This is a genomic window from Neorhizobium sp. T25_27 (assembly GCF_002968565.1).
GTDB lineage: Bacteria > Pseudomonadota > Alphaproteobacteria > Rhizobiales > Rhizobiaceae > Neorhizobium > Neorhizobium tomejilense.
Window position 1 is genome coordinate 1,228,251 of the sequence record NZ_PVBJ01000001.1, and the last position, 23,717, is coordinate 1,251,967.

Annotated in this window: 24 protein-coding genes; 5 read left to right on the forward strand and 19 right to left on the reverse strand. The window is 61.9% G+C overall.

Features of this window, described 5'->3' with window-relative positions; all coding sequences use genetic code 11:
• Positions 1 to 40: 40 nt before the first annotated feature.
• Both C5J24_RS06095 and C5J24_RS06100 read left to right on the forward strand, forming a co-directional pair.
• Positions 41 to 1,261 (forward strand): bifunctional 2-C-methyl-D-erythritol 4-phosphate cytidylyltransferase/2-C-methyl-D-erythritol 2,4-cyclodiphosphate synthase, encoded by a 1,221-nt coding sequence (locus tag C5J24_RS06095; RefSeq protein ID WP_105416321.1) that lies wholly within the window; start codon positions 41 to 43, stop codon positions 1,259 to 1,261.
• Positions 1,258 to 1,761 (forward strand): CinA family protein, encoded by a 504-nt coding sequence (locus tag C5J24_RS06100; RefSeq protein WP_105416323.1) that lies wholly within the window; start codon positions 1,258 to 1,260, stop codon positions 1,759 to 1,761. Before C5J24_RS06095 ends, C5J24_RS06100 begins: the two co-directional genes overlap by 4 nt.
• Here C5J24_RS06100 and C5J24_RS06105 read toward each other — a convergent pair.
• Together C5J24_RS06105 and C5J24_RS31755 are read right to left on the reverse strand one after the other, a co-directional pair.
• Positions 1,752 to 2,207: a type II toxin-antitoxin system RatA family toxin gene (locus C5J24_RS06105; RefSeq protein ID WP_105416325.1), complete on the reverse strand. Its 456-nt coding sequence runs from the start codon at positions 2,205 to 2,207 to the stop codon at positions 1,752 to 1,754. The two genes, C5J24_RS06100 and C5J24_RS06105, sit on opposite strands and share 10 nt — an antisense overlap.
• Positions 2,208 to 2,238: 31 nt before the next feature.
• Entirely contained in the window at positions 2,239 to 2,379 is a 141-nt protein-coding gene (locus C5J24_RS31755) for a hypothetical protein (RefSeq protein WP_172723855.1), read from the reverse strand.
• A 300-nt stretch (positions 2,380 to 2,679) separates the two neighbouring features.
• Between C5J24_RS31755 and C5J24_RS06110 the strand changes: the two genes are divergently transcribed.
• Positions 2,680 to 2,865, forward strand: a complete 186-nt coding sequence (locus tag C5J24_RS06110) for a hypothetical protein (protein ID WP_037087239.1) — start codon at positions 2,680 to 2,682, stop codon at positions 2,863 to 2,865.
• 22 nt (positions 2,866 to 2,887) lie between these two features.
• Here the strand turns inward: C5J24_RS06110 and lipA are convergent, their stop codons facing one another.
• The 11 genes from lipA to C5J24_RS06165 all read right to left on the reverse strand — a co-directional run bounded on the left by lipA (position 2,888) and on the right by C5J24_RS06165 (position 14,267).
• Positions 2,888 to 3,862, reverse strand: coding sequence for a lipoyl synthase (gene lipA / locus C5J24_RS06115; protein ID WP_037087242.1), 975 nt, complete (start codon positions 3,860 to 3,862; stop codon positions 2,888 to 2,890).
• Positions 3,863 to 3,899: 37 nt separating this feature from the next.
• Complete coding sequence (locus C5J24_RS06120; protein WP_105416327.1) at positions 3,900 to 4,145, reverse strand: GlsB/YeaQ/YmgE family stress response membrane protein; 246 nt, start codon at positions 4,143 to 4,145, stop codon at positions 3,900 to 3,902.
• Positions 4,146 to 4,410: 265 nt separating this feature from the next.
• Positions 4,411 to 5,856: a dihydrolipoyl dehydrogenase gene (lpdA, locus tag C5J24_RS06125; RefSeq protein ID WP_105416329.1), complete on the reverse strand. Its 1,446-nt coding sequence runs from the start codon at positions 5,854 to 5,856 to the stop codon at positions 4,411 to 4,413.
• A gap of 61 nt (positions 5,857 to 5,917) precedes the next feature.
• A complete protein-coding gene (locus C5J24_RS06130) occupies positions 5,918 to 6,556 on the reverse strand; it encodes an SGNH/GDSL hydrolase family protein (RefSeq protein WP_105416331.1) in 639 nt (212 codons plus the stop codon).
• A 60-nt stretch (positions 6,557 to 6,616) separates the two neighbouring features.
• Entirely contained in the window at positions 6,617 to 7,960 is a 1,344-nt protein-coding gene (locus tag C5J24_RS06135; RefSeq protein WP_105416333.1) for a pyruvate dehydrogenase complex dihydrolipoamide acetyltransferase, read from the reverse strand.
• A 15-nt stretch (positions 7,961 to 7,975) separates the two neighbouring features.
• Positions 7,976 to 9,394, reverse strand: coding sequence for a pyruvate dehydrogenase complex E1 component subunit beta (locus C5J24_RS06140; protein WP_105416335.1), 1,419 nt, complete (start codon positions 9,392 to 9,394; stop codon positions 7,976 to 7,978).
• 18 nt (positions 9,395 to 9,412) lie between these two features.
• Complete coding sequence (gene pdhA, locus C5J24_RS06145) at positions 9,413 to 10,483, reverse strand: pyruvate dehydrogenase (acetyl-transferring) E1 component subunit alpha (RefSeq protein ID WP_046669299.1); 1,071 nt, start codon at positions 10,481 to 10,483, stop codon at positions 9,413 to 9,415.
• Positions 10,484 to 10,677: 194 nt separating this feature from the next.
• Complete coding sequence (locus C5J24_RS06150; RefSeq protein ID WP_046669298.1) at positions 10,678 to 10,995, reverse strand: septum formation initiator family protein; 318 nt, start codon at positions 10,993 to 10,995, stop codon at positions 10,678 to 10,680.
• A 161-nt stretch (positions 10,996 to 11,156) separates the two neighbouring features.
• The gene (gene eno / locus C5J24_RS06155) at positions 11,157 to 12,431 is read right to left on the reverse strand and encodes a phosphopyruvate hydratase (RefSeq protein ID WP_046669297.1); all 1,275 of its coding nucleotides are present in this window, start codon (positions 12,429 to 12,431) and stop codon (positions 11,157 to 11,159) included.
• Between the two features lie 110 nt (positions 12,432 to 12,541).
• Positions 12,542 to 13,390 carry a 3-deoxy-8-phosphooctulonate synthase gene (gene kdsA / locus C5J24_RS06160; RefSeq protein WP_105416337.1) on the reverse strand — a complete coding sequence of 283 codons (849 nt, stop codon included), beginning with the start codon at positions 13,388 to 13,390 and terminating at the stop codon, positions 12,542 to 12,544.
• Between the two features lie 4 nt (positions 13,391 to 13,394).
• A complete protein-coding gene (locus C5J24_RS06165) occupies positions 13,395 to 14,267 on the reverse strand; it encodes a VOC family protein (protein WP_105416338.1) in 873 nt (290 codons plus the stop codon).
• Positions 14,268 to 14,467: 200 nt separating this feature from the next.
• On the opposite strand from C5J24_RS06165, the gene lexA reads away from it, so the two are divergent.
• Positions 14,468 to 15,187, forward strand: coding sequence for a transcriptional repressor LexA (gene lexA / locus C5J24_RS06170; protein WP_105401256.1), 720 nt, complete (start codon positions 14,468 to 14,470; stop codon positions 15,185 to 15,187).
• Here the strand turns inward: lexA and C5J24_RS06175 are convergent.
• Positions 15,168 to 17,675, reverse strand: a complete 2,508-nt coding sequence (locus tag C5J24_RS06175) for a ComEC/Rec2 family competence protein (RefSeq protein WP_105416340.1) — start codon at positions 17,673 to 17,675, stop codon at positions 15,168 to 15,170. The two genes, lexA and C5J24_RS06175, sit on opposite strands and share 20 nt — an antisense overlap.
• 287 nt (positions 17,676 to 17,962) lie before the next feature.
• On the opposite strand from C5J24_RS06175, the gene gltA reads away from it, so the two are divergent.
• On the forward strand, positions 17,963 to 19,252 hold the full coding sequence (gltA, locus tag C5J24_RS06185; RefSeq protein WP_046637704.1) for a citrate synthase: 1,290 nt from the start codon (positions 17,963 to 17,965) through the stop codon (positions 19,250 to 19,252).
• Between the two features lie 29 nt (positions 19,253 to 19,281).
• Here the strand turns inward: gltA and lpxB are convergent, their stop codons facing one another.
• Genes lpxB through lpxD form a run of 5 tightly spaced genes read right to left on the reverse strand, consistent with a single transcriptional unit; the run spans position 19,282 to position 23,687 of the window.
• Positions 19,282 to 20,460, reverse strand: coding sequence for a lipid-A-disaccharide synthase (gene lpxB, locus C5J24_RS06190; RefSeq protein ID WP_105416344.1), 1,179 nt, complete (start codon positions 20,458 to 20,460; stop codon positions 19,282 to 19,284).
• Positions 20,460 to 21,341, reverse strand: coding sequence for an LpxI family protein (locus C5J24_RS06195; protein ID WP_105401253.1), 882 nt, complete (start codon positions 21,339 to 21,341; stop codon positions 20,460 to 20,462). Before C5J24_RS06195 ends, lpxB begins: the two co-directional genes overlap by 1 nt.
• Before the next feature lie 6 nt (positions 21,342 to 21,347).
• On the reverse strand, positions 21,348 to 22,163 hold the full coding sequence (gene lpxA / locus C5J24_RS06200) for an acyl-ACP--UDP-N-acetylglucosamine O-acyltransferase (RefSeq protein ID WP_105401252.1): 816 nt from the start codon (positions 22,161 to 22,163) through the stop codon (positions 21,348 to 21,350).
• Positions 22,160 to 22,627, reverse strand: a complete 468-nt coding sequence (gene fabZ / locus C5J24_RS06205) for a 3-hydroxyacyl-ACP dehydratase FabZ (protein WP_046637708.1) — start codon at positions 22,625 to 22,627, stop codon at positions 22,160 to 22,162. Before fabZ ends, lpxA begins: the two co-directional genes overlap by 4 nt.
• Positions 22,620 to 23,687, reverse strand: a complete 1,068-nt coding sequence (lpxD, locus tag C5J24_RS06210; RefSeq protein ID WP_105416346.1) for a UDP-3-O-(3-hydroxymyristoyl)glucosamine N-acyltransferase — start codon at positions 23,685 to 23,687, stop codon at positions 22,620 to 22,622. The genes fabZ and lpxD overlap by 8 nt, the downstream gene beginning before the upstream one ends.
• Between the last annotated feature and the right edge of the window lie 30 nt (positions 23,688 to 23,717).

A 23,717-nucleotide genomic window follows, 5' to 3' on the forward strand; every position in this document is an offset into this window, starting at 1 on the left:
GTCAATCCAAAACGAATTACGGGTCGGGGACGACAAAGCCATGACAATCGGTCCCAAGACAATCGGTATCGTCATCGTCGCCGCCGGCCGCGGGGAACGTGCCGGTTCCCCTGAGGACGGCCCCAAACAGTATCGGCGGATCGGAAGCAAGCCGGTCATCGCCCATACGCTGGAGCGGTTTCTGACCTGGCCCCGCAGCGGCCCGATCGTCGTCGTCATCCATCCGGACGACGAGGCGTTGTTCGCGGCGGCAACCGTCGGCGTCAAGGGCGCGGCCGGGCTGATCACCACGTTCGGCGGGGAAACACGGCAGCGCTCGGTCTATGAAGGCCTGCGCGCCCTGTCCGGCACCGAGGCGACCCACGTGATGATCCACGATGCGGCGCGGCCCTTTATCGACCACGGCGTGCTCGAGCGGGTGGCGCAGGCGCTCGACGAGGGGCAGGACGGCGTGCTGCCGGCCGTTCCGGTCAGCGACACGCTGAAGCGCGGCGGTCCTGACGGGCTGGTACACGAAACCGTACCGCGCGCCGGGCTTTATGCCGCGCAGACGCCGCAGAGCTTTGTTCTCTCCGAAATCCGCACCGCCCACGAAAAAGCGGCGGCACTGCGCCGCGAGGATTTCACCGATGACGCCTCGATCGCCGAATGGGCCGGCCTGCCGGTGACGCTGGTGGAAGGATCGATCGACAATATCAAACTCACCGTGAAGCGGGATATCGCCATGGCCGACGAAAAGCTCTCGCAGACCCGGTCTTCGACCACCCTCCCCGATGTCCGCACCGGCAACGGTTACGACGTGCATCAGCTGGAGCCCGGCGACGGCGTAACGCTCTGCGGCGTGTTCATTCCACACGACCAGAAGCTCAGCGGCCATTCGGATGCGGATGTCGCGCTGCATGCCCTGACCGATGCGCTGCTCGCGACCTGCGGCGCCGGCGATATCGGCGACCATTTTCCGCCGTCCGACATGCAGTGGCGCGGTGCACCGTCAAAGATCTTCCTCGACCATGCGGCAAAGATCGTCCGCGAACGCGGCGGCACGATCATGAACGCCGACATCTCGTTGATCGCAGAAGCCCCGAAGATCGCACCGCACCGCCAGGCGATGCGCGAAACCCTCTCCGCGATTCTCGGCATTTCGATCGACCGCTGCTCGGTCAAGGCGACCACCAACGAGAAGATCGGCTTCATCGGCCGCCGCGAGGGCATCGCCGCGATCGCCACGGCGACCGTCGTTTACCGCGGAGACGCCGCGTGAGCCTGTTTCCCGCCGATATCGAGGACCAGGCCAGGCGGATCATTTTAGACTTCACCGCGCGCGGAAAAATGGTCGCGACCGCCGAATCCTGCACAGGCGGGCTGATCGCCGGGGCGCTGACGGAGATTTCCGGCTCGTCCGCCGTCGTCGATCGCGGTTTCGTCACCTACACGAACGAGGCGAAGGTGGACATGCTCGGGGTGGCGGACGCAACGCTCGCGACGCATGGGGCGGTGTCGAGGGAAACCGCGCTGCAGATGGTGCATGGCGCGCTTTATCGCTCGCAGGCGAGCGTCGCGGTTGCGGTGACCGGCATTGCCGGTCCCGGCGGCGGATCAGCGGAAAAACCGGTCGGCCTGGTGCATCTGGCTGCGAAAAGCCGTTCGGGGAAAATCCTGCACCGGGAAATGCGGTACGGCGATATCGGCCGCACGGAGGTCAGGCTTGCGACGGTGCGTACCGCGCTCGCAATGCTGATCGAGGTGGCCGCTCAGGCGTAGATCTTGTCGGCCCGGGTCTCGAAGGCTTCGGCGAACATGCGGAAGGCGCGGTCGAACATCGAGCCCATCAGGGCGCCGAGGATCATGCTCTTGAACTCGTAATCGATGTAGAAATGCACTGTGCATGCATTCGGCGAACCGTCCGCCGCCGGTTCGAATCTCCAGCGGTTGTCGAGATATTTGAACGGCCCCTCGATATATTTCACGTCGATGATCCGCTCGGCCGGGTTGAGCAGCACCTGGGTGGTGAAGGTTTCTCGGATCGCCTTGTAGCCGACCGTCATGTCGGCCACGAGAAGCGTCTTGCCGTCGCGCTCCTTGGAGGAACGTACGGTCAGCGCTTCGCAGAGCGGCAGGAATTGCGGATATTTTTCGACATCGGCAACGAGCGCGTACATCTTTTCAGCGCTGTGCTTGACGGGACGGCGGATTTCAAACTTTGGCATGTTCCCGAGTTAAGCGTCCGGTCCGATAAGATCAAGAAGCTCGCGCATCTCGGATCTCGATTTCAACATCAGAACCGGCTTTCCGGCCGCGTGCGATGCCAAACCACTTGTCTGCCGCTTCGGCAATTCCCACGTAACGGATCGCATTCACGCCAGATTCCCTATCCATCATGCTCTCCCGTGAATCAGGCTCTCAGTATCGTGACTGGCGGTAACCGTCGATGACGACAGGAGGATTTCAATGTCAAACAGACGGCGCTATAGAGATCGCCGAATGCGATTGTGACAGAGGTTTGACACAGACGTCTGAGGGACCGGTTCAACCACCGGTCATTTGTTGATGTCAGATGGCATTCAGTTTAATAAGATTTAATGTAGCATCCATCCGGTTGTAGTGATCCTGTGTCGCAAGCGTGCGTACATTTGGTATAATCAACCGACAGCAGACCGGGCGCAGCCGAAAGAGGCATCCATGGACGATTTCTCGCAGATGATAAAGCTGCTCGAATCCGCAAAGCAGCTTGCAGACATGAACCAGCTCCCCATGCTCGTCTATCTCATTGAAATGGCTAAGGCCGAAGCGCGCGGCCACAGGTTCACTCTACGCGAACGAAGACGCGGCCAGGACAAGAGCGAAAAGATCCAGGCAGCCGAATAAAAGCCTGGAACCGGCTGCCGCCCTACTCGGCGGCGGCCAGGACCTTCCTCTCGCGCGCAGCCTTGAGGCGAGCGAAATCGTCGCCGGCGTGATGCGAAGACCGGGTCAGCGGGCTGGACGACACCATCAGGAAACCCTTGGAATAGGCCACAGTCTCGTAGGACTTGAACTCCTCCGGCGTGACGAAGCTTTCTACCTTGTGGTGCTTTCGGGTCGGCTGCAGATACTGGCCGATCGTCAGGAAATCGACGTCGGCGGTGCGCAGATCGTCCATCAGCTGCAGCACTTCGTTGCGCTCCTCGCCGAGCCCCACCATGATGCCCGACTTGGTGAACATGGTCGGATCCAGCTCCTTCACCCGCTGCAGCAGCCGGACGGAGTGGAAATAGCGGGCGCCGGGGCGCACCGTCAGATAGTTACCCGGCACGGTTTCCATATTGTGGTTGAACACATCTGGCTTGGCGGCGACGACGCGCTCCAGCGCACCGGGCTTTTTCAGGAAGTCGGGTGTCAGGATCTCGATCGTCGTTGCCGGCGACGCGGCACGGATCGCCCAGATCACCTTCTCGAAATGTTCGGCGCCGCCGTCGGCCAGGTCATCGCGGTCGACGGAGGTGATGACCACGTGGGACAGGCCCATCTGCTTGACGGCCTTGGCGACGTTTTCGGGCTCTTCCATGTCGAGCGCGTTCGGCTTGCCGGTCGCCACGTTGCAGAAGGCGCAGGCGCGGGTGCAGATCTCGCCCATGATCATGAAGGTGGCGTGCTTCTTGTCCCAGCACTCGCCGATATTGGGGCAGCCCGCTTCCTCGCAGACCGTCACCAGCTTGTTTTCCTTCACGATCGCGCGGGTTTCCTGATAACCCTTGGAAACCGGGGCACGAACGCGGATCCATTCCGGCTTGCGCATGATCTCGGTATCGGGACGATGCGCCTTTTCCGGATGACGGACGCGCTTTTCATCGCCGGATGCGATCGTGTCGAGAATGGTGACCATAGATACCTGCTTTCAACCGCTTAAAGCGCGGCTACCGTCAGCGCCTGACGAGTTTGGCGATAAATAGCAAAATGCAGGAGCCGATGAAACCCGCAACCAGGTAACCCAGCCATCCGTCTGCAACATGGATGTTGAACCTGTTGAAGATGCCGTTGGCGAGCACCGCGCCGACAATGCCGATCACGATGTTCATGAAAATGCCGAAGCGGACATCCATCAGCTTGCCGGCGAGCCAGCCCGACAGGCCGCCGATGATGATCGCCGCAATCCAACCTACACCCATGAGAACCCCCGTTTCGAAAACTCAAATATGGTAATGGCCTGATCCAGAATCCAGATATGCCGCCTACCCCCTCACTTGCAATTTCTGAAACTTAGCTACGCTAAGATTTCGAAATTGCTTTCTCTCCCGCAAGGGGAGAGATAACCGTGCCGCAAACTCGGCGCCCCGACCTCTCCCCTTGCGGGAGAGGTTACAAAATCAAGATCTTAGCGAAGCTAAGTCTTAGATTTTGTTGGTGAGGGGATATCCAAACCTCTAACGTCAATCAGGCATTCAGCGCCCGGCCATACGCATCCAGCACGCTTTCCTTCATCGTTTCAGAAATGGTCGGATGCGGGAAGATCGTGTGCATCAGTTCCTCTTCCGTCGTCTCCAGGTTCATGGCGACGACGAAGCCCTGGATCAGTTCGGTGACTTCGGCACCGACCATGTGGGCGCCGATCAGTTCGCCAGTCTTCTTGTCGAAGATGGTCTTGACGAGGCCCTGGTCCTCTCCGAGCGCGATCGCCTTGCCGTTGGCGACGAACGGGAAACGGCCGACGCGGATGTCGCGACCCTGCTCTTTCGCCTTGGCTTCAGTCAGGCCGACAGAGGCGACCTGCGGATGGCAATAGGTGCAGCCCGGGATTTTCAGCTTGTCCATCGGGTGAACGTTGGGCAGGCCGGCGATCTTCTCGACGCAGATGACCGCTTCGTGTTCGGCCTTGTGGGCGAGCAGCGGCGGGCCGGCCACGTCGCCGATCGCATAGAGGCCGGGCACGTTGGTCTTGCCGTAACCGTCGATGACGATGAAGCCCCGGTCGGTCTTCACGCCGACCGCCTCAAGGCCGATGCCTTCGATATTGGCCTGGACACCGACGGCCGAGATCATCCGGTCAGCGGTGATTTCCTGCGTCTTGCCGTCCTTCAGTTCGATCGTCGCAGTGACCGAATTGGCGCCCTTCTCGACCTTGGCGACCTTGGCTTCGAGCAGGAGCTTCATACCCTGACGCTCGAACTGCTTCTTGGCGAGCGCGGAGATCTCCGCGTCCTCGACCGGCATGACCTGGCTCATGATCTCGACGACGGTGACCTCGACGCCCATGGTGCGGTAGAAGCTCGCAAATTCGATGCCGATGGCGCCCGAGCCCATGACCAGCAGCGACTTCGGCATCTCTTCCGGCTTCATCGCTTCGAAATAGGTCCAGATCAGCTTGCCATCCGGCTCGATACCCGGCAACGCGCGCGGGCGAGCGCCTGTCGCAATGATGATGTGCTTGGCGGTATAGGTGCCCTCGCCCAGCGTATTCTTCGGGATCGGGCCCTGCGGCTGGACAACCGGTTTGGTCGACTTACCGACAACGATTTCACCGGGCTTGGTGATCTTCGCCTCGCCCCAGATGATATCGACCTTGTTCTTCTTGAACAGGAAACCGACGCCGTTGTTCATGCGGTGGGCGATGCCGCGCGAGCGGTCGACGATCGCCTTGACGTCCGGCTTGATCGTGCCTTCCAGCGTCAGGCCGTAGTCCTTCGCATGGCTCGCGGTGTGCATGACGTCGGCCGAGCGCAATAGCGCCTTGGTCGGAATGCAGCCCCAGTTGGAGCAGATGCCGGCGAGGTGCTCGCGCTCGACGACGGCGACCTTCAGCCCGAGCTGGGATGCCCGGATGGCGGCGATATAACCGCCGGGACCGGAACCGATAACGATGACGTCGTAGGATTGAGCCATTGCTTTCCTGCCTTCTCATTGGGGAGCCAGCTCCAAGCGGCCCGCCTCGGGAAATCTTGTTCTACAGCCCCAGCATCATCCGGACGACGGGCTCGAGGCCGCGTCCGATGGCTCGGGTATTTTCTGCATCGAGATGCACGCCATCGATCGGCGTCGTTCTGGCGACCGATCCCGCATCGAAGAAACCGCAGCCCAGTTCGTCCGCGAGGTCGCGGTAAAGCGAGGCGAGCATGGAAGACTGCTCGACGCCGCCCTTGAAGATCGCCGAAAAGATCGGATCGGCGGTGTCGCAGAGCGGCGGTGGCGAAACGATCAAGATATCCGGCGCATCGTAGTCGAACGAATATTCGTGGTGGCGGATCAGCCCCACGAGACGCTGAATGCCGGCACGCGCCGCATGGGCGGTGCCGGCGATTATCGGCTTCATGTCGTTGGTTCCGAGCATGATGATCACCAGATCGAGCGGCATGTGAGTATGCAGCACGGTCGGGAGGTTCTTGACGCCATTGCGGTCGCAGTCGGCAAGATGATCGTCATAACCCGTCGTGCGGCCGTTCAGACCCTCGGCGATGACCGTCACGCCGGAACCGAGCGCTGCAGCGAGAACGCTCGACCAACGGTCCTCGAACGCATGCCTGCCGGGTCCTTCAGGGTCGAAACCCCAGGTGAGCGAGTCGCCGAAGCACAGAACGGTTTTCATGGATATGTCTCCGCTTCCCCGCCCTTGCGGATACCTCTCCGCAAGGGCGAGAGAAAACCGTTACACCAGCATCGCCATCGGGTTTTCGATGTAGCGCTTGAAGGCGGACGCGAGTTCCGCACCGAGCGCGCCGTCGATGACACGGTGGTCGAAGGCGAAGGTTGCCGTCATCACCGTGCCGACCTTGATCTCGCCGTTCTTGACGATCGGCTTCTCGACGCCTGCGCCGATCGAGACGATCGAAGCCTGCGGCAGGTTGACGATCGAGGTGAAGTTGGAGACGCCGAACATGCCGAGGTTGGAAACGGATGTCGTGCCGCCCTGGTATTCTTCCGGCTTCAGCTTCTTGTCGCGGGCGCGCCTGGCGAGATCCTTCACCTCGTTGGAGATGGCGGACAGCGTCTTCGTTTCGGCCTTGCGGACGATCGGGGTGATCAGGCCGTCCGGGATGGATACGGCCACGCCGACGTCGGCATGCTTGTGCAGCACGCGGGCCGTCGAGGTCCAGGAAGCATTCGCCATCGGGACATCGCGCAGCGCGAGCGCCATTGCCTTGATGATGAAGTCGTTGACCGACAGCTTGAAGGCCGGAACCTCGCCCTTGTCGGTCTTCTTCATCGGCGAAGACTTGTTGATCTCGGCGCGCAGCTTCATCAGCGCGTCGAGCTCGCAATCCATCGAGACGAAGTAGGACGGAACCGTCTGGCTCGACTCGGTGAGGCGCGAGGCGATCGTCTTGCGCATGCCGTCATGCGGCAGAAGCTCGTACGAACCCTCGGGGAAGAGCTTGAGGACGGTATCGTCCGACGGCCCCTTGGCGATCGCCGGTGCGGCAGCAGCCTGTGCAGCGGCAGCCGGTGCAGGCTTGGCACCACCGGAAGCGACAGCCTTTTCGATATCGGCCTTGACGACACGGCCGTGCGGGCCGGAACCCGACACGGCGGAAAGGTCGAGGCCGGCTTCCTTGGCGAGGCGACGGGCGAGCGGCGAAGAAAAGGGCCTTGCACCACCCGAAGACGCCGGAGCCGGTGCTGCGGCTGCAGGAGCCGGTTCGGACGCCTTTTGAGCCGGAGCGGCTTCCGCCTTCGGGGCGGGTGCAGCTTCGGCCTTCGGAGCCGGAGAAGCGCCGCCGCCCGAAGAGGCGGCAGCCGAGACATCCTCGCCGTCGGCGGCAAGAATGGCGATCAGGGCATTGACCTTGACGCCTTCGGTACCGGCCGCAACGACGAGCTTGGCAACGGTGCCCTCATCGACGGATTCGACTTCCATGGTCGCCTTGTCGGTCTCGATCTCGGCGAGCACGTCGCCGGACTTGACCTTGTCGCCTTCCTTGACGAGCCACTTGGAAAGATTGCCCTCTTCCATGGTCGGGGACAGGGCAGGCATGGTGATGTTGATCGGCATCGAAACATCCTCCCCTTATCTGTAGCAGACGGTTTTCACCGCCTGGACGACTTCGCCGACATTCGGCAGCGCCAGCTTTTCGAGATTGGCCGCATAAGGCATCGGAACGTCCTTGCCGGCGATCGTCAGGATCGGCGCATCGAGATAATCGAAGGCCTGCTGCATGACGCGGGTGGCGATTTCCGTACCGATCGAGTTCTGCGGATAACCTTCCTCGACGGTGACGAGGCGGCCGGTCTTCTTGACCGACTCGATGACCGTCGGCAGGTCCATCGGGCGCAGCGTGCGAAGATCGATCAACTCGACGTCGATGCCTTCCTTTTCCAGCTCAGCGACCGCCTTCACGGCATAGGTCATGCCGATGCCGAAGGAAACGATGGTGACGTCGTTACCCTTGCGGTGGATGCGCGCCTTGCCGATCGGCAGGACGAAATCATCGAGCTTCGGCACTTCGAACTGGTGACCGTAGAGGATTTCGTTTTCCAGGAAGACGACCGGGTTCGGATCGCGGATGGCGGCCTTCAGCAGGCCCTTGGCGTCGGCAGCCGTGTAGGGCATGACGACCTTGAGGCCCGGGATCTGGCTGTACCAGGTGGCATAGTCCTGGCTGTGCTGCGCGCCGACGCGGGCGGCGGCACCGTTCGGGCCACGGAACACGATCGGCGCACCCATCTGGCCGCCGGACATGTAAAGCGTCTTGGCGGCCGAATTGATGATCTGGTCGATCGCCTGCATGGCGAAGTTGAAGGTCATGAATTCGACGATCGGCTTCAGGCCCGCCATGGCGGCACCGACGCCGACGCCGGCAAAGCCGTGTTCGGTGATCGGCGTATCGACCACGCGGCGCGGTCCGAATTCCTGCAGCAAGCCTTGCGTGATCTTGTAGGCGCCCTGGTATTCGGCGACTTCCTCACCCATGACGAAGACGTTCTCGTCGCGACGCATTTCTTCGGCCATCGCGTCGCGAAGCGCTTCGCGAACGGTGGTCATGACCATTTCGGTGCCGGCCGGGATATCCGGATCGGCGGCCGTCTCGGCCTTGGGCTGGGCCGGGACCTTGGCCGCGGCAGGCGTCTCTTCACTTGCTTCGCGGGCCTTGCCGCCTGCCGCGTCGGATGTGGCCGCAGGCGTATCCGCGTCAGCCTTGGCAGGTGCCGCCGGCTTTTCCGCGCTCATCGCATCGGCGCTTTCGCCATCTTGCAGGAGCACGGCGATCTTGGTGTTGACCTTGACGTTTTCGGTGCCGGCGGCGATCAGCAGCTTGCCGATCACGCCTTCATCGACGGCTTCCACTTCCATGGTCGCCTTGTCGGTCTCGATTTCAGCGATGACATCGCCGGACGTGACCTTGTCGCCTTCTTTCTTTAGCCATTTGGAAAGCGTGCCTTCCTCCATGGTCGGAGAAAGCGCGGGCATCAGGATATCGATTGGCATTGGGTTCCCTCCCCGCGATCAGAGCAGAATGTCGGTGTAGAGCTCGGACGGATCCGGCTCCGGATCGGCCTGGGCGAAATCGGCGCTGTCCGAAACGACGTCACGGATATCCTTGTCGATCGCCTTCAGCTCGTCCTCGGTGGCCCAGCCCTTTTCGATGAGGCGCAGGCGCACTTGCTCGATCGGGTCGTGCTCGGAGCGCATCTTCTGCACTTCGTCCTTGGAGCGATATTTCGCCGGGTCGGACATGGAGTGGCCGCGATAACGATAGGTGAGCATTTCGAGAATGATCGGGCCCTTGCCGGAGCGGCAGTGCTCGAGCGCCTCGTCGCCGGCGGCCTTCACGGCACGAACGTCCATGCCGTCGACCTGGATGCCGGGGATGCCGAAGCCGGAACCACGCAGCGAGTAGTTCGACTGCGCCGTCGCACGGGCCGTCGAGGTGCCCATCGCATAACGGTTGTTCTCGACGATATAGACGATCGGCAGCTTCCAGAGGGCCGCCATGTTGAAGCTCTCGTAGACCTGGCCCTGGTTGGCCGCGCCATCGCCGAAATAGGCGACCGAGACGCTGTCATTGCCACGATACCTGTTGGCGAAGGCGAGACCGGTTCCGAGCGAAACCTGGGCGCCGACGATGCCGTGGCCGCCGTAGAAATGCTTCTCCTTGGAGAACATGTGCATCGAGCCGCCCTTCCCTCGGGAATAGCCGCCCTTGCGTCCGGTGAGCTCGGCCATGACGCCACGCGCGCTCATGCCGGTTGCCAGCATATGCCCATGGTCGCGATAGGCGGTGATAACCTGGTCACCCTCCTGTTGCGCCATCTGCATGCCGACGACGACAGCTTCCTGGCCGATATAGAGGTGACAGAAACCACCGATGAAGCCCATGCCGTAGAGCTGGCCGGCCTTTTCCTCGAAACGGCGGATCATCAGCATTTCACGATAGGCGTGAAGATCCTGATCCTTGCCGAAATCCGGGGTGTTCTTGCCCGTAAACTCCTTGGCGGAGGCTTTCGAGGCCGATTTGATTGCAGACTTTGCCGCTGGTTTGCGGCCGGATACAGACGCGGTCTTGGTCGGCGCCATTCATCCCTCCCTTTGAGTTCTGCGTTGAGAGCGAGATTACGCCCTGACGTGTATCGCCAGATTCCCACTCTGGTGTCGGGGCGTACCATAGGCAAGAAAAGCTGCCCCAGCAATGCCATAAATGCATGGCTCACATTCCGCGCAACTTATTGAATAGGTTACAGAAATGTAAAATTAACCGAAATCGAGTTAATTTAGAAGTAGTTGTTGAAGATGACGATTTCGTCGCCGCGGGAAATATTCAGCTGATAGCGGGCGATCTCGTCCAGCATGTCCTTGTCGAGCGAACCGTCGCTCATCAGCTGAACCTGCCGCTCCAGCGTTTCGCGCCGGGCGGTCAGCTTGGCGAGTTCGCCTGCACGCGCCTGCCGCTGACGTTCGAATTCCTCCGTGGCGATCAGACCGAGATCGCCATGGATGGAATGATAGCCGAAGTAGGACAGAAACGCGACTGTGATGGCGGGAAGGACAAAACGGCCGAATTTTCTTTTCTTATGATGCTTTGTCCACATGCCGCTCTAACGCCTTGTCACGCCTACGGGATCTCAAATCAGATCCGAAACAGAGCTTCAAATTCGCAGAACTTGCTTAAGCAATCGTTGACCAGAATCATGACGCGAAAAAGCCCGCGCTTTTGGCGCGGGCTTTCATGGCAAATTTCGATTGAAAAGCCTTAGGCTTTCAGGATGCCGCGGCCGGCATAAACGGCCTGCGGACCCAGCATTTCCTCGATGCGGATGAGCTGGTTGTATTTGGCAAGCCGGTCGGAACGCGACAGCGAGCCGGTCTTGATCTGTCCGCAATTGGTGGCGACGGCAAGATCGGCGATGGTCGAATCTTCCGTTTCGCCCGAGCGGTGCGACATCACGGCGGTATAGCTCGCCTTGTGTGCCGTCTCGACGGCATCGAGCGTTTCCGACAGCGAGCCGATCTGGTTGACCTTGACGAGGATGGAGTTGGCAACGCCCATCTTGATGCCGTCGCGCAGGCGCGCCGAATTGGTGACGAACAGGTCGTCGCCGACCAGCTGGCACTTGGCGCCGATCTTGTCGGTCAGGTACTTCCAGCCGGCCCAATCGTCTTCGGCCATGCCGTCTTCGATTGAAATGATCGGGTACTTGGCTGCAAGCTCGGCCAGGTAATCGGCCATGGCTTCCGGCTCGAGCGTGCGGCCCTCACCTTCCATTTCGTACTTGCCGTTCTTGAAGAATTCGGTCGAGGCGCAATCGAGCGCCAGGCAAACGTCGTCGCCAGGCGTGTAACCGGCCTTCTCGACCGATTTCATGATGAAGTCGAGGGCCTCCGACGCGCTCTTCAGGCCCGGTGCGAAACCGCCTTCGTCGCCGACATTGGTATTGTGACCCTGGGCCGCCAGTTCCTTCTTGAGGACGTGGAAGATCTCCGAGCCCATGCGCACGGCGTCCTTCAGCGTATCGGCGCCGACCGGCATGACCATGAATTCCTGGAAGTCGATCGGGTTGTCGGCATGCGCGCCGCCGTTGATGATGTTCATCATCGGCACCGGCAGGACATGGGCGTTGGGGCCGCCGACATAACGGTAGAGCGGCAGGCCCGACGTTTCGGCGGCAGCCTTGGCGACGGCGAGCGAGACGCCGAGGATGGCATTGGCGCCGAGGCGCGACTTGTTCGGCGTGCCGTCGAGCGCGATCATCGTCTTGTCGATATGGATCTGGCTTTCGGCATCGAAACCGCCGATCGCATCGAAGATCTCGGTGTTAACGGCTTCGACCGCCTTTTCGACGCCCTTGCCGTGATAGCGCTTGCCGCCGTCACGCAGTTCAACGGCTTCATGGGCGCCGGTGGAGGCGCCCGACGGAACGGCCGCGCGGCCCATCGAACCGTCTTCCAGATAGACATCGACCTCGACGGTCGGATTGCCGCGGCTGTCGAGAATTTCGCGGGCGATGATATCGGTGATGGCGGTCAAGGGTCTCTCCCTGGGTTTGGACTTGACGTCACGAGGTCACTGAAAATGTCTCATAATCAATGACACGAAAATTACAATCGAAGCAGTTTGCGCGCTTTTTGTGGGCGGGCTCAAGCCGCCTTGGCGATGGCATCGAGCGCGAGCAGCTTTTCGAGCAGCCGCGGCATGTCCTTCAGATGCACCATGTTGGGGCCGTCCGAGGGCGCGTTGTCCGGATCCTCGTGGGTTTCCAGAAAGACGCCGGCGACACCGACCGCGACGGCTGCGCGCGCCAGCACCGGCACCATCGTGCGGTCGCCGCCGGTCGAAGCGCCCTGCCCGCCCGGCTGCTGCACCGAATGTGTCGCGTCAAAGATGACCGGAGCACCGAGCGACGCCATGATCGGCAGCGAGCGCATGTCGGAGACGAGTGTGTTGTAGCCGAAGGAAGCGCCGCGCTCGCAGAGCAGCACGTTCGGATTGCCGCTCTGGGTGAACTTGGCAAGCACGTTCTTCATGTCCCAGGGCGCCAGGAACTGGCCCTTCTTGACGTTGATGACGCGGCCGGTCTTGGCGGCTGCGACAAGCAGGTCCGTCTGGCGGGAGAGGAAAGCCGGAATCTGCAGGATGTCGACCGTCTCGGCGACGACGGCGCATTGCTCTTCCGTGTGAATGTCGGTCAGGACCGGAAAGCCGAACTCCTTCTTGAGGTCGGCAAAGATTTCCATGGCGGTTTCGAGCCCGATGCCGCGCTTGCCGGAAATCGACGTGCGATTGGCCTTGTCGTAGGAGGACTTGTAGACGAGGCCGATACCGAGCTTGCCGCAGAGTTCCTTCAGCGCGCCTGCCATCATGAAGGCGTGATCGCGGCTTTCCATCTGGCAGGGGCCGGCGATCAGCGACAGTTTTGCGTCCTGCGCGAAAACCACCTTGCCGTCTCCCTCGCCGACGGAGACGCTGGAATTTGCGGTAACTTCCATGAACCTATTCCTCGAAGCCGAACAAAACACCCTGGCCGGGCGCCGCCGAGACGAGAACACGGCCCTCCCGGCGGACGAATGCGACGTCATTAGCAGCAAGGGTGATCTCTGTCACGGCAAGATCGGCCGTCTTGAAGATGATCACCCGGCCGCGCAGGCCCTCGGCACCCGGCGTCGACGGCAGGGCAAATTCCGCCTCGAGTTCGTGATCCTGCAGGATGCGAATGCCGGCATTGGCCGCCGCAAGCTCGAGCGAAGCAGCCTCCGGCTTGGCCTTCGTCATCAGCACCTGCTCGGCCAGGGGCGCGAAATCGGAGGGCGCCGATGCCGACAGGATGATCTTGCTCAGTCCCATGACCGCATTGGAATGGTGCTCCAGTTCGCTGCGATCGGCCGGCAGGGGATTGATCCGCTGGCAGGAAAACATCAGGAAGTCGGGCGCCCGGTCATCACCGGCAAAAGCCAGCCGGAAGCTCGCCTGGGTTTCGGAACCGTCGGCCAAGGTCATCCCACGGGAAAATTCCAGCACGTCGCCTGCCGAGACGCCGCGCATCTTGAAACGCGCGTGATCGGCCATCGCGTCGCCCGTGGCGACAACGAGCGCCGAAAAGCCCTGCCTGTCGCGTCCCTTGCGGAAGGCCAGATCGCGTGCGGTAAAAACGTTGCCACGTTTGGCGGCGGCGCTTGCATGACGGCGATTGGCAACAGCCAGCGGCTCCAGATAGCTGCCATCCGAGAAGAATACACAAGCATTGGCTGTGCCGAAAGGATGAAAAGCGTCGGGCGCAACTGTAAAACCAAGCTTCGTGAGCCGGGAACGCGCAGCGGTAAGTCCCGCCACCGGCAGCACGAGATGATCGATTGGTCTTGCGTTCACGCGAGGGCCCCCGGAATTGGAATCGCAAAGCTACTTTGGCAGCGGGCTCGCGCCGCGCAAGTGGTGAGACCCGAGATATCTGGCACGCATCTATGAAGAAAAAATCATCATACTTCACAGAAATTTAGGGACTTGCAGAACACATATGGAACATATAGTGTCCGTTCTGGATTTGTTTCCGACTCTGAGGGTGCCAAAAGATGCTCACGCGCAAACAACAGGAATTGCTTCTGTTCATTCACGAACGCATGAAGGAATCCGGCATCCCGCCGTCATTCGACGAAATGAAGGACGCTCTCGACCTCGCGTCCAAGTCCGGCATCCACCGCCTGATCACCGCGCTCGAGGAGCGCGGCTTCATCCGCCGCCTGCCAAACCGGGCCCGGGCGCTCGAAGTCATCAAGCTGCCGGAAGCCTACTCGCCCAGCATGCAGCCGCGGCGCGGGTTTTCGCCGAGCGTCATCGAAGGCAGCCTCGGCAAGCCGCAGCCGGTAGCAGCCCCTCAGAAACCCGCCGCCAACGACGATTCGCCGAACGCCACCACCGTTCCGGTCATGGGCCGCATCGCTGCCGGCGTGCCGATCTCGGCGATCCAGAACAACACGCATGACATCGCCGTGCCTGCCGAGATGCTCGGTTCCGGCGAACATTATGCGCTCGAGGTCAAGGGCGATTCGATGATCGAGGCCGGCATTCTCGACGGCGATACCGTGATCATCCGCAACAGCAATACGGCCAATCCGGGCGACATCGTCGTGGCGCTGGTGGACGACGAGGAAGCGACGCTGAAGCGCTTCCGCCGCCGCGGCGCCTCCATCGCCCTCGAAGCCGCCAACCCGGCCTACGAAACCCGCATCTTTGGGCCGGACCGGGTGAAGATCCAGGGCAAGCTCGTCGGCCTCATCCGCCGGTATCACTGATCATCTGCCGGAGCGGTTCCGGCAATGAACTATCGAAACCCTGGCTTCGCCAATCATAGTGGCGGTGCCGGCTCCAGGGACGGTCTGCGCCCGCCATGGCGGCACGGATCTGCCAGCGCCGAATGTCGGTCGCGCCGTTGAGGGAAATCTCCAGGGCACCCGTCTTGCGAAGCGTGGCACCGTTGATCATCAGGGCGCCGGACCGGCATTGGTCGAAGCGGGCACGCGGCGCAATGACAAGACTGGCGGCGTCGCAGGCGGCACCCGCATAACGGCCGTCCTCGACAGCGATAACGATGCCCTTGCCCGTGCTTGCCGCACACCAGGCCGTCGGCTCGCAGGTGAAGCGGCCGACAGGCGCCTGTTTTATCCTCGACTTTGCCGTTTCCAGTTGCTGCGGAGTCAGTTCGCGGCGCTCGTTGGTTTTCTCGCCGGACGGCATGTCGTCGGGGGGCTTGTCCCTGGATGGCGACATTTCAGGCCTGGTGGGATCGCCGAGCAGAAGCGCCCTCTTCCATTGGTCGTAGACGAAGTCGGGCGGGCGGGCGCGATTGATGGTCACCCCTTCCCCGTCTACAAGTGCGACCATCGTCCCGTCTTCCGAGATCAGGATATCCGGCAGCGGCATCGACCGCTCATGCCAGGAAAGCAGCAGAGCGGTCACCATCAGCGGCAGGCCTATCAGTCTCAGTCTCGTCCTCATGAGCGTCAGCAGCAGGAAACCTGCCGTCGACACGGTCAGGAACCAGGGATGCTGTCGCCCTATGCCGACATCGCCGCCCCAGGCGGCGACGTGTTTGGCAATAGCAATCACCCACCCCAGGCCGAGACCCATGAGCTTCATGAAGGGCGCATCGAGGCCGAACGGCATCAGCAACATGCCGACCAGCCCTGCCGGCATGACCACGAAGGAGATGATCGGCATGGCGGCGAGGTTGGCGGCAAGGCCGTAGGTGGCGATGCGGTGGAAATGCTCGACCGAGAACATGGCGGTCGAGATGCCGCCGATCAGCGAGGTCACGAAGATGCCGGCCGCGAAATTCCAGGATGCCAGCACCGGCGTCACCACAGGGTGACGGAACGGCAGGGGTTCGGGGTCGCGGCGTTGCGCCCTGTGTTTCCAGAGTGCGTAGCCGGCGACCAGGGCTGCGGTGGCGGCAAACGACATCTGGAAGCTCGGCCCCAGTATTTCCGAGGGGGACATGGCGATGATGACCAGGGCAGACAGCGCCACATTGCGCAGGCTGATCGATGGCCGGTCGAAAAGCACCGCGACCAGCATGATCGCCATCATGATATAGGCCCGCTCGGCGGAAACGCCGAAACCGGAGATCAGGTAATAGGCCGTCGCCATCATCAGCGCGCCGAGTGCTGCGATCTTCTTGACCGGATAGGCCTGCGCGAAGCCCGTGAAGACGGAAAGCACGGTGCGCACGCCGACAAAGAAGATGCCGGCGGCGAGCGCCATGTTCAGCCCCGAAATGGCAACGATATGGGCGAGGCCCGACAGTCGCAGCGCCTCGGTGGTGTCTTCGGAAATCGCCCGTCGCTCGTCCGTGACGATCGCCGCGGCAAAGGCGCCGGGATCTCCGGGCACGGTCTCCCGGATACGGGTTGCGATGGCGCTGCGCAGATCGAAAAGCTGGATTTCGACGTCCGCAATCCGGCTCCGGGTTGAAGGGGGAGCAGCCTGCTTTTTCGGCGCTCCATAGAAAAATCCGACCGCGCCGATGCCGTCGAAATAGGAAGAAAAGGCAAAGTCGTTGAGGCCCGGCAAGGCGGGTCCGGACGGGGGTGAAATGCGAGCGCGGCCGCTGATCGTCTCGCCGGTTTGGGCCGGCTCATGGCGGGACCTTGCGAGCAGCGATACACGCTGCGGTGGGCGCCTGACTTGCGGATTGGAGGTCCGCTCGATGCGGACGATATAACGCCATCGCCCTTGGGCGTCGATCTCCCTGCGCTCGACCACGCCGGCAAGCTCGGTGGTCACCGGCGTATCGAGAATGACGGTGGACCGCCTCCAGGTCTCCAACTGCGCCAGCATCATGCCTGCGAGGAAGAGTGCGAGAGCGAGCGGCAACAGGTGCGTGGCACCGGACCGGTAGCGCGAGACGGTCACAAATGTCGCGCAGACCCAAAAGAGGAGGAAATACGGCCAGAAAGCCGGGGTCTGCGGCAGCGCAAACCAGCAGGCGGCCCCTGCCCCGACGACAACGGGCAGAAAAAGGAAGCCATGGCCATAGACCGTCTCCTCCTCCAGCATGACCGGGAGGCGGCGCCGCAGCCGGTCGAGGCGTCGGATCGTCGAGCGGCGAACGGACCCGTCTGACGTGTGAACCGGCGGGCTGCGTTCGATCGCGGGAAAAAGCTCGGCGAGGTCCCGGACCTTGACCGAGTCGGATGCTCCTCCGTTTATGCGGAGATCCGGCGGCCGGGATATCAGCTTCCCTGCCTCGGCATGCGTCGGAAATGCATCTTCCTCCGGCATGAAACGCTCTGTTCGCCCCACCGCCAAACATGCGGCAATGCAACCTGCGCGCTTCCTCCCCGGTCGTCAACCGACGGTTAAATATCGGGAATTCCGAGACGCAAAAAAGGCCTGCAACAGGAAGTTGGACATCCAAGCAAAAGCCGCTGCCCAATATTTTTTCGCGCTGCACAAAATGCCGTCACGACAGCTTGGCATCAGCTTTCGGATCATATAGCTAAACTGTGGACGCTTAATTCTTGTGGCGCTTTTAGGGCGCCATGCCGCCAAAAGGTTGGAGGATCAGCATGACGGATACAAGCGCAAATCTGGTAATCGGTGACAGAAAAGTCGACCTGCCGGTCAAGTCGGGCACCATCGGTCCTGACGTGGTCGATATCGGCGCTCTTTACAAACACACCGGCACCTTCACCTACGACCCGGGCTTCACCTCGACGGCGTCTTGCGAATCCAAGATCACCTATATCGACGGCGACGCGGGCATCCTGCTGCATCGCGGTTATCCGATCGAACAGCTGGCCGAGCATGGCGACTTCCTGGAAACCTGCTATCTGCTGCTTTATGGGGAACTGCCGACCGCTGCGCAGAAGAAGGACTTCGACTATCGCGTGACCCATCACACGATGGTGCATGAGCAGATGAGCCGCTTCTTCACCGGCTTCCGCCGCGACGCCCATCCGATGGCCGTCATGTGCGGTTGCGTCGGGGCTCTGTCCGCCTTCTATCACGACTCGACCGACATCACCGATCCGCACCAGCGCATGGTCGCTTCGCTGCGCATGATCGCCAAGATGCCGACGCTTGCCGCAATGGCCTATAAGTACCATATCGGCCAACCCTTCGTTTATCCGCAGAACAACCTGGACTATGCGTCGAACTTCCTGCGCATGTGCTTTGCCGTTCCGTGCGAAGAGTATGTGGTCAACCCGGTGCTGTCACGCGCCATGGACCGCATCTTCATCCTGCATGCCGACCACGAGCAGAACGCTTCGACCTCGACGGTCCGCCTCGCCGGTTCCTCGGGCGCCAACCCGTTTGCCTGCATCGCGGCCGGCATTGCCTGCCTCTGGGGCCCGGCCCACGGCGGCGCCAACGAAGCAGCGCTCAACATGCTGACGGAAATCGGCTCGGTCGACAAAATCCCGGAATACATCGCCCGCGCCAAGGACAAGAACGATCCGTTCCGCCTGATGGGCTTTGGTCACCGCGTCTACAAGAACTACGATCCGCGCGCCAAGATCATGCAGAAGACCACGCATGAAGTGCTCGGCGAACTTGGCCACAAGGATGATCCGCTCCTGCAGGTCGCGATGGAACTCGAGCGCATCGCGCTCACCGACGAGTATTTCATCGAGAAGAAGCTCTACCCGAATATTGACTTCTATTCGGGTATCACGCTGAAGGCGATGGGCTTCCCCACCACCATGTTCACCGTGCTCTTCGCTCTCGCCCGCACCGTCGGCTGGATCGCCCAGTGGGCCGAAATGATCGAAGATCCGCAGCAGCGCATCGGCCGCCCGCGTCAGCTCTATACCGGCGAAGCGCAGCGGGACTACATTCCGGTTTCCAAGCGTTAATCGCCAAGCGAACCCAACAAAAAACCCGGTCAGAGACGACCGGGTTTTTGTGTGTCCAGAACCTGGAGAACGATGCCGGCGGCCGCTTCGCCCGGTGGCACGGGCACCTGCAGGCGCTCCCAGGTGAGGTCGAAACCTTCGATCATGGCGCGACGCTGCATGGTATCGGACGAAAGCCGCTCGGCCCAGCGGCAGAGGCTTGCCGGCCGCACCACCTCGTTGACGAATTCCGGCACGACGACATAATCGGCGATGAGGTTCGGCAGGGCGCCGGACCAGGTCTTGATGCGTTTTGCGAGCATGGTGATCAGCCAGTCGGCCTTGTAGGCCGAGACCACCGGGATTCCGGCCAGGCCGAGTTCGAGGATCACCGTTCCGGAGGCTGCAAGTGCTGCATCGGCCTCGGCAAAGGCCGCCCATTTGCCGTCCGCATCGGCGGTGATCTCAAGCTTGATCTCGAAACCGGCGGCGATCTCGCGCACCAGCTTTTCCTGCCGTGGAACCGTCGGCAGCACGAATCGGGTCGGCCCGTTGCGCGCAACGAACTCGCGGGCCGCCTCGCCGAAGATCGGCAGCAGCACCTTGATCTCCGCCGAACGGGAGCCCGGCAGAAGCATGATCGTCTTTTCTTCCCCCGGCTCCTTCACCGGGCGCCCGGCCCGGATGCCGCGGACCTTGAGGAGCGACGGGTCGGCTGTCAGACGGTGACCGACGAAGGTGGTTTCCGGCCCGCCGAGACGCTTCATGGCCTCAGGCTCGAACGGCAGCACAGCCAGGACATGGTCGACATAGGGAAGCATCGCCTTGGCGCGATATTCCTTCCACGCCCAGACGCTCGGGCAGACGTAGTTGACGACCGGCAGGTCCGGCAGCGCAGCGCGCACCTTCTTGGCGACCCGATGGGTGAAATCGGGGCTGTCGATGATGATCAGCACATCCGGCCTGGCTGCAATCATGGCGGCCGCCGTCTGGCTAATCCGCTTGATCAGCTTCGGCAAGCGGGCGATCACTTGTGTCAGCCCCATGATCGACAGTTCGGAAAAGTCGAAGAGCGAGGTAAGGCCTTGTGCCTCCAACGCCTCGCCACCGACGCCGACGAGTTCGACCGGGCCGTCATGAGCTGCCTTCAGGGCCGCAAGCAGATCGCCGCCGAGAAGATCGCCGGATACTTCGCCGGCTATGACGCCGACCTTCAAGGTCTTGACCATCACAATCCTCCTTGCGGCAGGCCGGGATCGATGCCGCAGACGAAAATACCGGCAGCATCGGCCGCGGCAATCATCTTCGCTTCTTCCAGCACCAAGGCGCGGCCCGCCTCCACGGCGATGCCGGCGAGACCGGCCTTGATGGCGTTTTCGATGGTCGACGGGCCGATCGTCGGCAGATCGGCACGCATATCCTGTTGCGGTTTGCAGAGCTTGACGAGCACGCCCTTGCGGCGGGCGGAGATGCGGCCCTCGGCGCGCAATGCCGTCACCCGCTCCAGCATCCGGTCGGTGCCCTCGACGCCTTCCAAGGCTACGACACGTCCGCCGACGCTGACCGCGCCTTGGCCGATATCGAGCTCGCCGAGACGCTTGGCGGCTTCGGACGCCCGGTCGATATCGCGGCGATCGTCCTCGGAGGGCGCATGGGCGCCAAGCGGTCCGGTCCTTGCAAGCAGGCCGGGCACGATGTCGTGGGCGCCCAGCACTTCGCAGCCCATCGCCTCGATGAGCTTGATGACCATCTGCAGCACCGAATCGTCGCCGCCGGAAAGAAGCGTGCGGACAACCGAGGGGACTTTCAGGATCGTGCGGAAGGTCGGATGGATGTCGCGCCAGTCGGGCCTTCGGGCAACGCCGCCCGACAGGATGACACGGGTGATGCCCTTGTCGCGAAACAGGCGTTCGATCGCCGAAAGATCGCCGACGCCGACGGAGACCGCTTCAAAACCATCGAAGCTCTGATCGGATTCGTTTGCGAGCGCTACGATCAGAGGCGCTTCACCGGCCGCCTGTGCGGCTTTTGCCACATAGAGAGGCAAGAAGCCCTTCCCGGCGATGATTGCCAGCCGGCCCTTCGGCGCAAGGCTCGGGAGGCCGGCCATGTGGGATCAGCCCTTGCCGCGGAAGGTCGAGGAAATGGCACGATCGCTCTCGGCCGCGATGAAATCGAGGATTTCCATCGCTTCCTTGCAATCGGCGTAGTCGTTGCGGATCGCCGCCGCGTTGGCGCGGATGTTACTCTCGCCCTCGAAGATCTGCTTGAAGGCGCGGCGGACGGTATGGATCGTCGCGCGCTCGACGCCGGCCCGGGTCATGCCGACCACGTTCAGGCCACCGAGGACCCCCGGATTGCCGTTCAGCATGCCATAGGGGATGACGTCGTAATTGACGGCGGTAAGCCCGCCAATAAAAGCCTGGCGGCCGATGCGGGTAAACTGATGCACGGCGCAGCCGCCGCCGAGGATCGCCCGATCCGCCACGTGGACGTGCCCGGCCAGCATGACGTTGTTCGACATGATGATATCGTTGCCGAGCTGACAGTCATGCGCAACGTGCGAATTGGCGAGGAACAGGCAGTTGTTGCCGACCACCGTCTTGCCGCCGCCGCCGACCGTGCCGCAGTTCATCGTCACGCCTTCGCGCATGACGCAATTGTCGCCGACCGTCAGGGTCGAATCCTCGCCCGCCTCATGAAGGCTCTGAGAAACACCGCCGATGATCGCCATCGGAAAGATACGGCAGTTGCGGCCGATCTCGGTGCGACCGCTCACCACGGCATGCGACAGCAGTTCGACGCCATCCTTCAGCACTACGCGCGGGCCGACATGCGAAAACGGGCCGACGACGACGTTCTCGCCGATGACGGCGCCGTCCTCGACCAATGCTAACGGATGGATGCGCGCGCTTGCTGCAATGCTGCTCATTCTTCTTCCTTGCGCCGGATCATTGCGCCGATATCGGCTTCGGCAACAAGTACGCCGTCCACCTTTGCGTCACAATGGAATTTCCAGATATTTCCGCGCTGTTTCTGCTTGGTAACGTGGAATTCGACCCGGTCGCCCGGCACAACCGGCTTGCGGAAGCGGGCATTGTCGATGGTCATGAAGTAGACGAGATTGCCGCCCTCGCCTTCTTTCCTGGCGCAGATGGCGCCTGCAGTCTGCGCCATGCCCTCGACCAGAAGCACGCCCGGCATGATCGGCTTCTCCGGGAAATGCCCGGTGAAATGCGGTTCATTGGCGGTGACGTTCTTGATGCCGATCGCGGAATTGTCCCCGTCGATCTCGACGATCTTATCGACCAGGAGAAAAGGATAGCGGTGCGGCAGCAGCTTCATGATTTCCTGAATATCGGCCGCGCCGAGCACCGGCTTGGTCTCATCAGTCATTCTTCTTTTCTCCTCTGCGTTTCGCCCGCTCATCCGAACGCATCAAGACTTCCGCGGTATCGCGGAGGAAATCCGGCATCGGGCGGGCGGGAATACCGCCATAACGCGCCCCGGCGGGAATATCTCCCACCACACCGCTCATCGCGGCGATCTGCACGCCGTCTCCAATCGAGATGTGTCCATTAATACCGGATGCGCCGCCGATCAATACACCGTCGCCGATCCGCGTCGAACCGGCGATGCCGGCGCCGCTGGCGATGCCGCAATGGCGGCCGATGCGCACGTTATGGGCAACCTGGACCTGGTTGTCGATCTTGGTGCCCTCACCGATGACCGTATCGTCCATGGCGCCGCGGTCGACCGTCGTGTTGGCGCCGATCTCGACATTATCCTGGATGATGACGCGGCCGATCTGGACGATCTTCAGCATGCCGCGCGGACCCGGCGCAAACCCGAAGCCGTCCTGGCCGATGCGGACGCCATTGTGAATGATCACGCTGTTGCCGATCAGAGCCGCGACCACGCTCGCCCCTGCGGCGATCGTGCAATCCCGGCCGATCCTGACGTCGGCACCGATGATGGTTCCGGCGCCGATGCGGGTGCCGGTGCCGATTTCCGCCCGCGCGCCGATCACGGCCATGGGCTCGATCTCGACGCCGGGTTCGAGCCTGGCGGTCGGATCGACGAACGCGGCCGGCGAAATGCCCGGGGGAAACGAAGTGATCGGAGACGGTCGCATGGCGATCGGATGCAGGATGGCACCGGCCTGGGCAAACGCCGTGTGTGGAGTCTTGGTCAGCAGAACCGGGATATGGGCCGGAATGATCGAACGGATCGCGGGATCACAGATAATCGCGGAAGCCTTGCAGCTTTCCAGTTCGTGACGGCTTTTCCGGGACAGGATATAACAAATCTCGCCCTCGCCGGCCCGCGCAACGGGTGCAACGGAACGGATCAGCCGATCGCCGGCGCTGCCATCAAGCAGTTCAGCCCCAAGAAGGGCGGCCAACTCGCGCAGGCTCACGCCATCATGGGGCGGAAAGAATTCATTGTGGTCCATAAAGCTAAAGCTCCAGAACAGATTTCCGCC

What these genes read in the sequence shown, in the direction of transcription:
- C5J24_RS06095 (WP_105416321.1), top strand. Translation starts at nt 41, where the DNA reads ATGACAATCGGTCCCAAGACAATCGGTATCGTCATCGTCGCCGCCGGC.
- C5J24_RS06105 (WP_105416325.1), bottom strand. Translation starts at nt 2,207, where the DNA reads ATGCCAAAGTTTGAAATCCGCCGTCCCGTCAAGCACAGCGCTGAAAAG.
- C5J24_RS31755 (WP_172723855.1), bottom strand. Translation starts at nt 2,379, where the DNA reads ATGATGGATAGGGAATCTGGCGTGAATGCGATCCGTTACGTGGGAATT.
- C5J24_RS06110 (WP_037087239.1), top strand. Translation starts at nt 2,680, where the DNA reads ATGGACGATTTCTCGCAGATGATAAAGCTGCTCGAATCCGCAAAGCAG.
- lipA (WP_037087242.1), bottom strand. Translation starts at nt 3,862, where the DNA reads ATGGTCACCATTCTCGACACGATCGCATCCGGCGATGAAAAGCGCGTC.
- C5J24_RS06120 (WP_105416327.1), bottom strand. Translation starts at nt 4,145, where the DNA reads ATGGGTGTAGGTTGGATTGCGGCGATCATCATCGGCGGCCTGTCGGGC.
- lpdA (WP_105416329.1), bottom strand. Translation starts at nt 5,856, where the DNA reads ATGGCTCAATCCTACGACGTCATCGTTATCGGTTCCGGTCCCGGCGGT.
- C5J24_RS06130 (WP_105416331.1), bottom strand. Translation starts at nt 6,556, where the DNA reads ATGAAAACCGTTCTGTGCTTCGGCGACTCGCTCACCTGGGGTTTCGAC.
- C5J24_RS06135 (WP_105416333.1), bottom strand. Translation starts at nt 7,960, where the DNA reads ATGCCGATCAACATCACCATGCCTGCCCTGTCCCCGACCATGGAAGAG.
- C5J24_RS06140 (WP_105416335.1), bottom strand. Translation starts at nt 9,394, where the DNA reads ATGCCAATCGATATCCTGATGCCCGCGCTTTCTCCGACCATGGAGGAA.
- pdhA (WP_046669299.1), bottom strand. Translation starts at nt 10,483, where the DNA reads ATGGCGCCGACCAAGACCGCGTCTGTATCCGGCCGCAAACCAGCGGCA.
- C5J24_RS06150 (WP_046669298.1), bottom strand. Translation starts at nt 10,995, where the DNA reads ATGTGGACAAAGCATCATAAGAAAAGAAAATTCGGCCGTTTTGTCCTT.
- kdsA (WP_105416337.1), bottom strand. Translation starts at nt 13,390, where the DNA reads ATGGAAGTTACCGCAAATTCCAGCGTCTCCGTCGGCGAGGGAGACGGC.
- lexA (WP_105401256.1), top strand. Translation starts at nt 14,468, where the DNA reads ATGCTCACGCGCAAACAACAGGAATTGCTTCTGTTCATTCACGAACGC.
- C5J24_RS06175 (WP_105416340.1), bottom strand. Translation starts at nt 17,675, where the DNA reads ATGCCGGAGGAAGATGCATTTCCGACGCATGCCGAGGCAGGGAAGCTG.
- gltA (WP_046637704.1), top strand. Translation starts at nt 17,963, where the DNA reads ATGACGGATACAAGCGCAAATCTGGTAATCGGTGACAGAAAAGTCGAC.
- lpxB (WP_105416344.1), bottom strand. Translation starts at nt 20,460, where the DNA reads ATGGTCAAGACCTTGAAGGTCGGCGTCATAGCCGGCGAAGTATCCGGC.
- C5J24_RS06195 (WP_105401253.1), bottom strand. Translation starts at nt 21,341, where the DNA reads ATGGCCGGCCTCCCGAGCCTTGCGCCGAAGGGCCGGCTGGCAATCATC.
- lpxA (WP_105401252.1), bottom strand. Translation starts at nt 22,163, where the DNA reads ATGAGCAGCATTGCAGCAAGCGCGCGCATCCATCCGTTAGCATTGGTC.
- fabZ (WP_046637708.1), bottom strand. Translation starts at nt 22,627, where the DNA reads ATGACTGATGAGACCAAGCCGGTGCTCGGCGCGGCCGATATTCAGGAA.
- lpxD (WP_105416346.1), bottom strand. Translation starts at nt 23,687, where the DNA reads ATGGACCACAATGAATTCTTTCCGCCCCATGATGGCGTGAGCCTGCGC.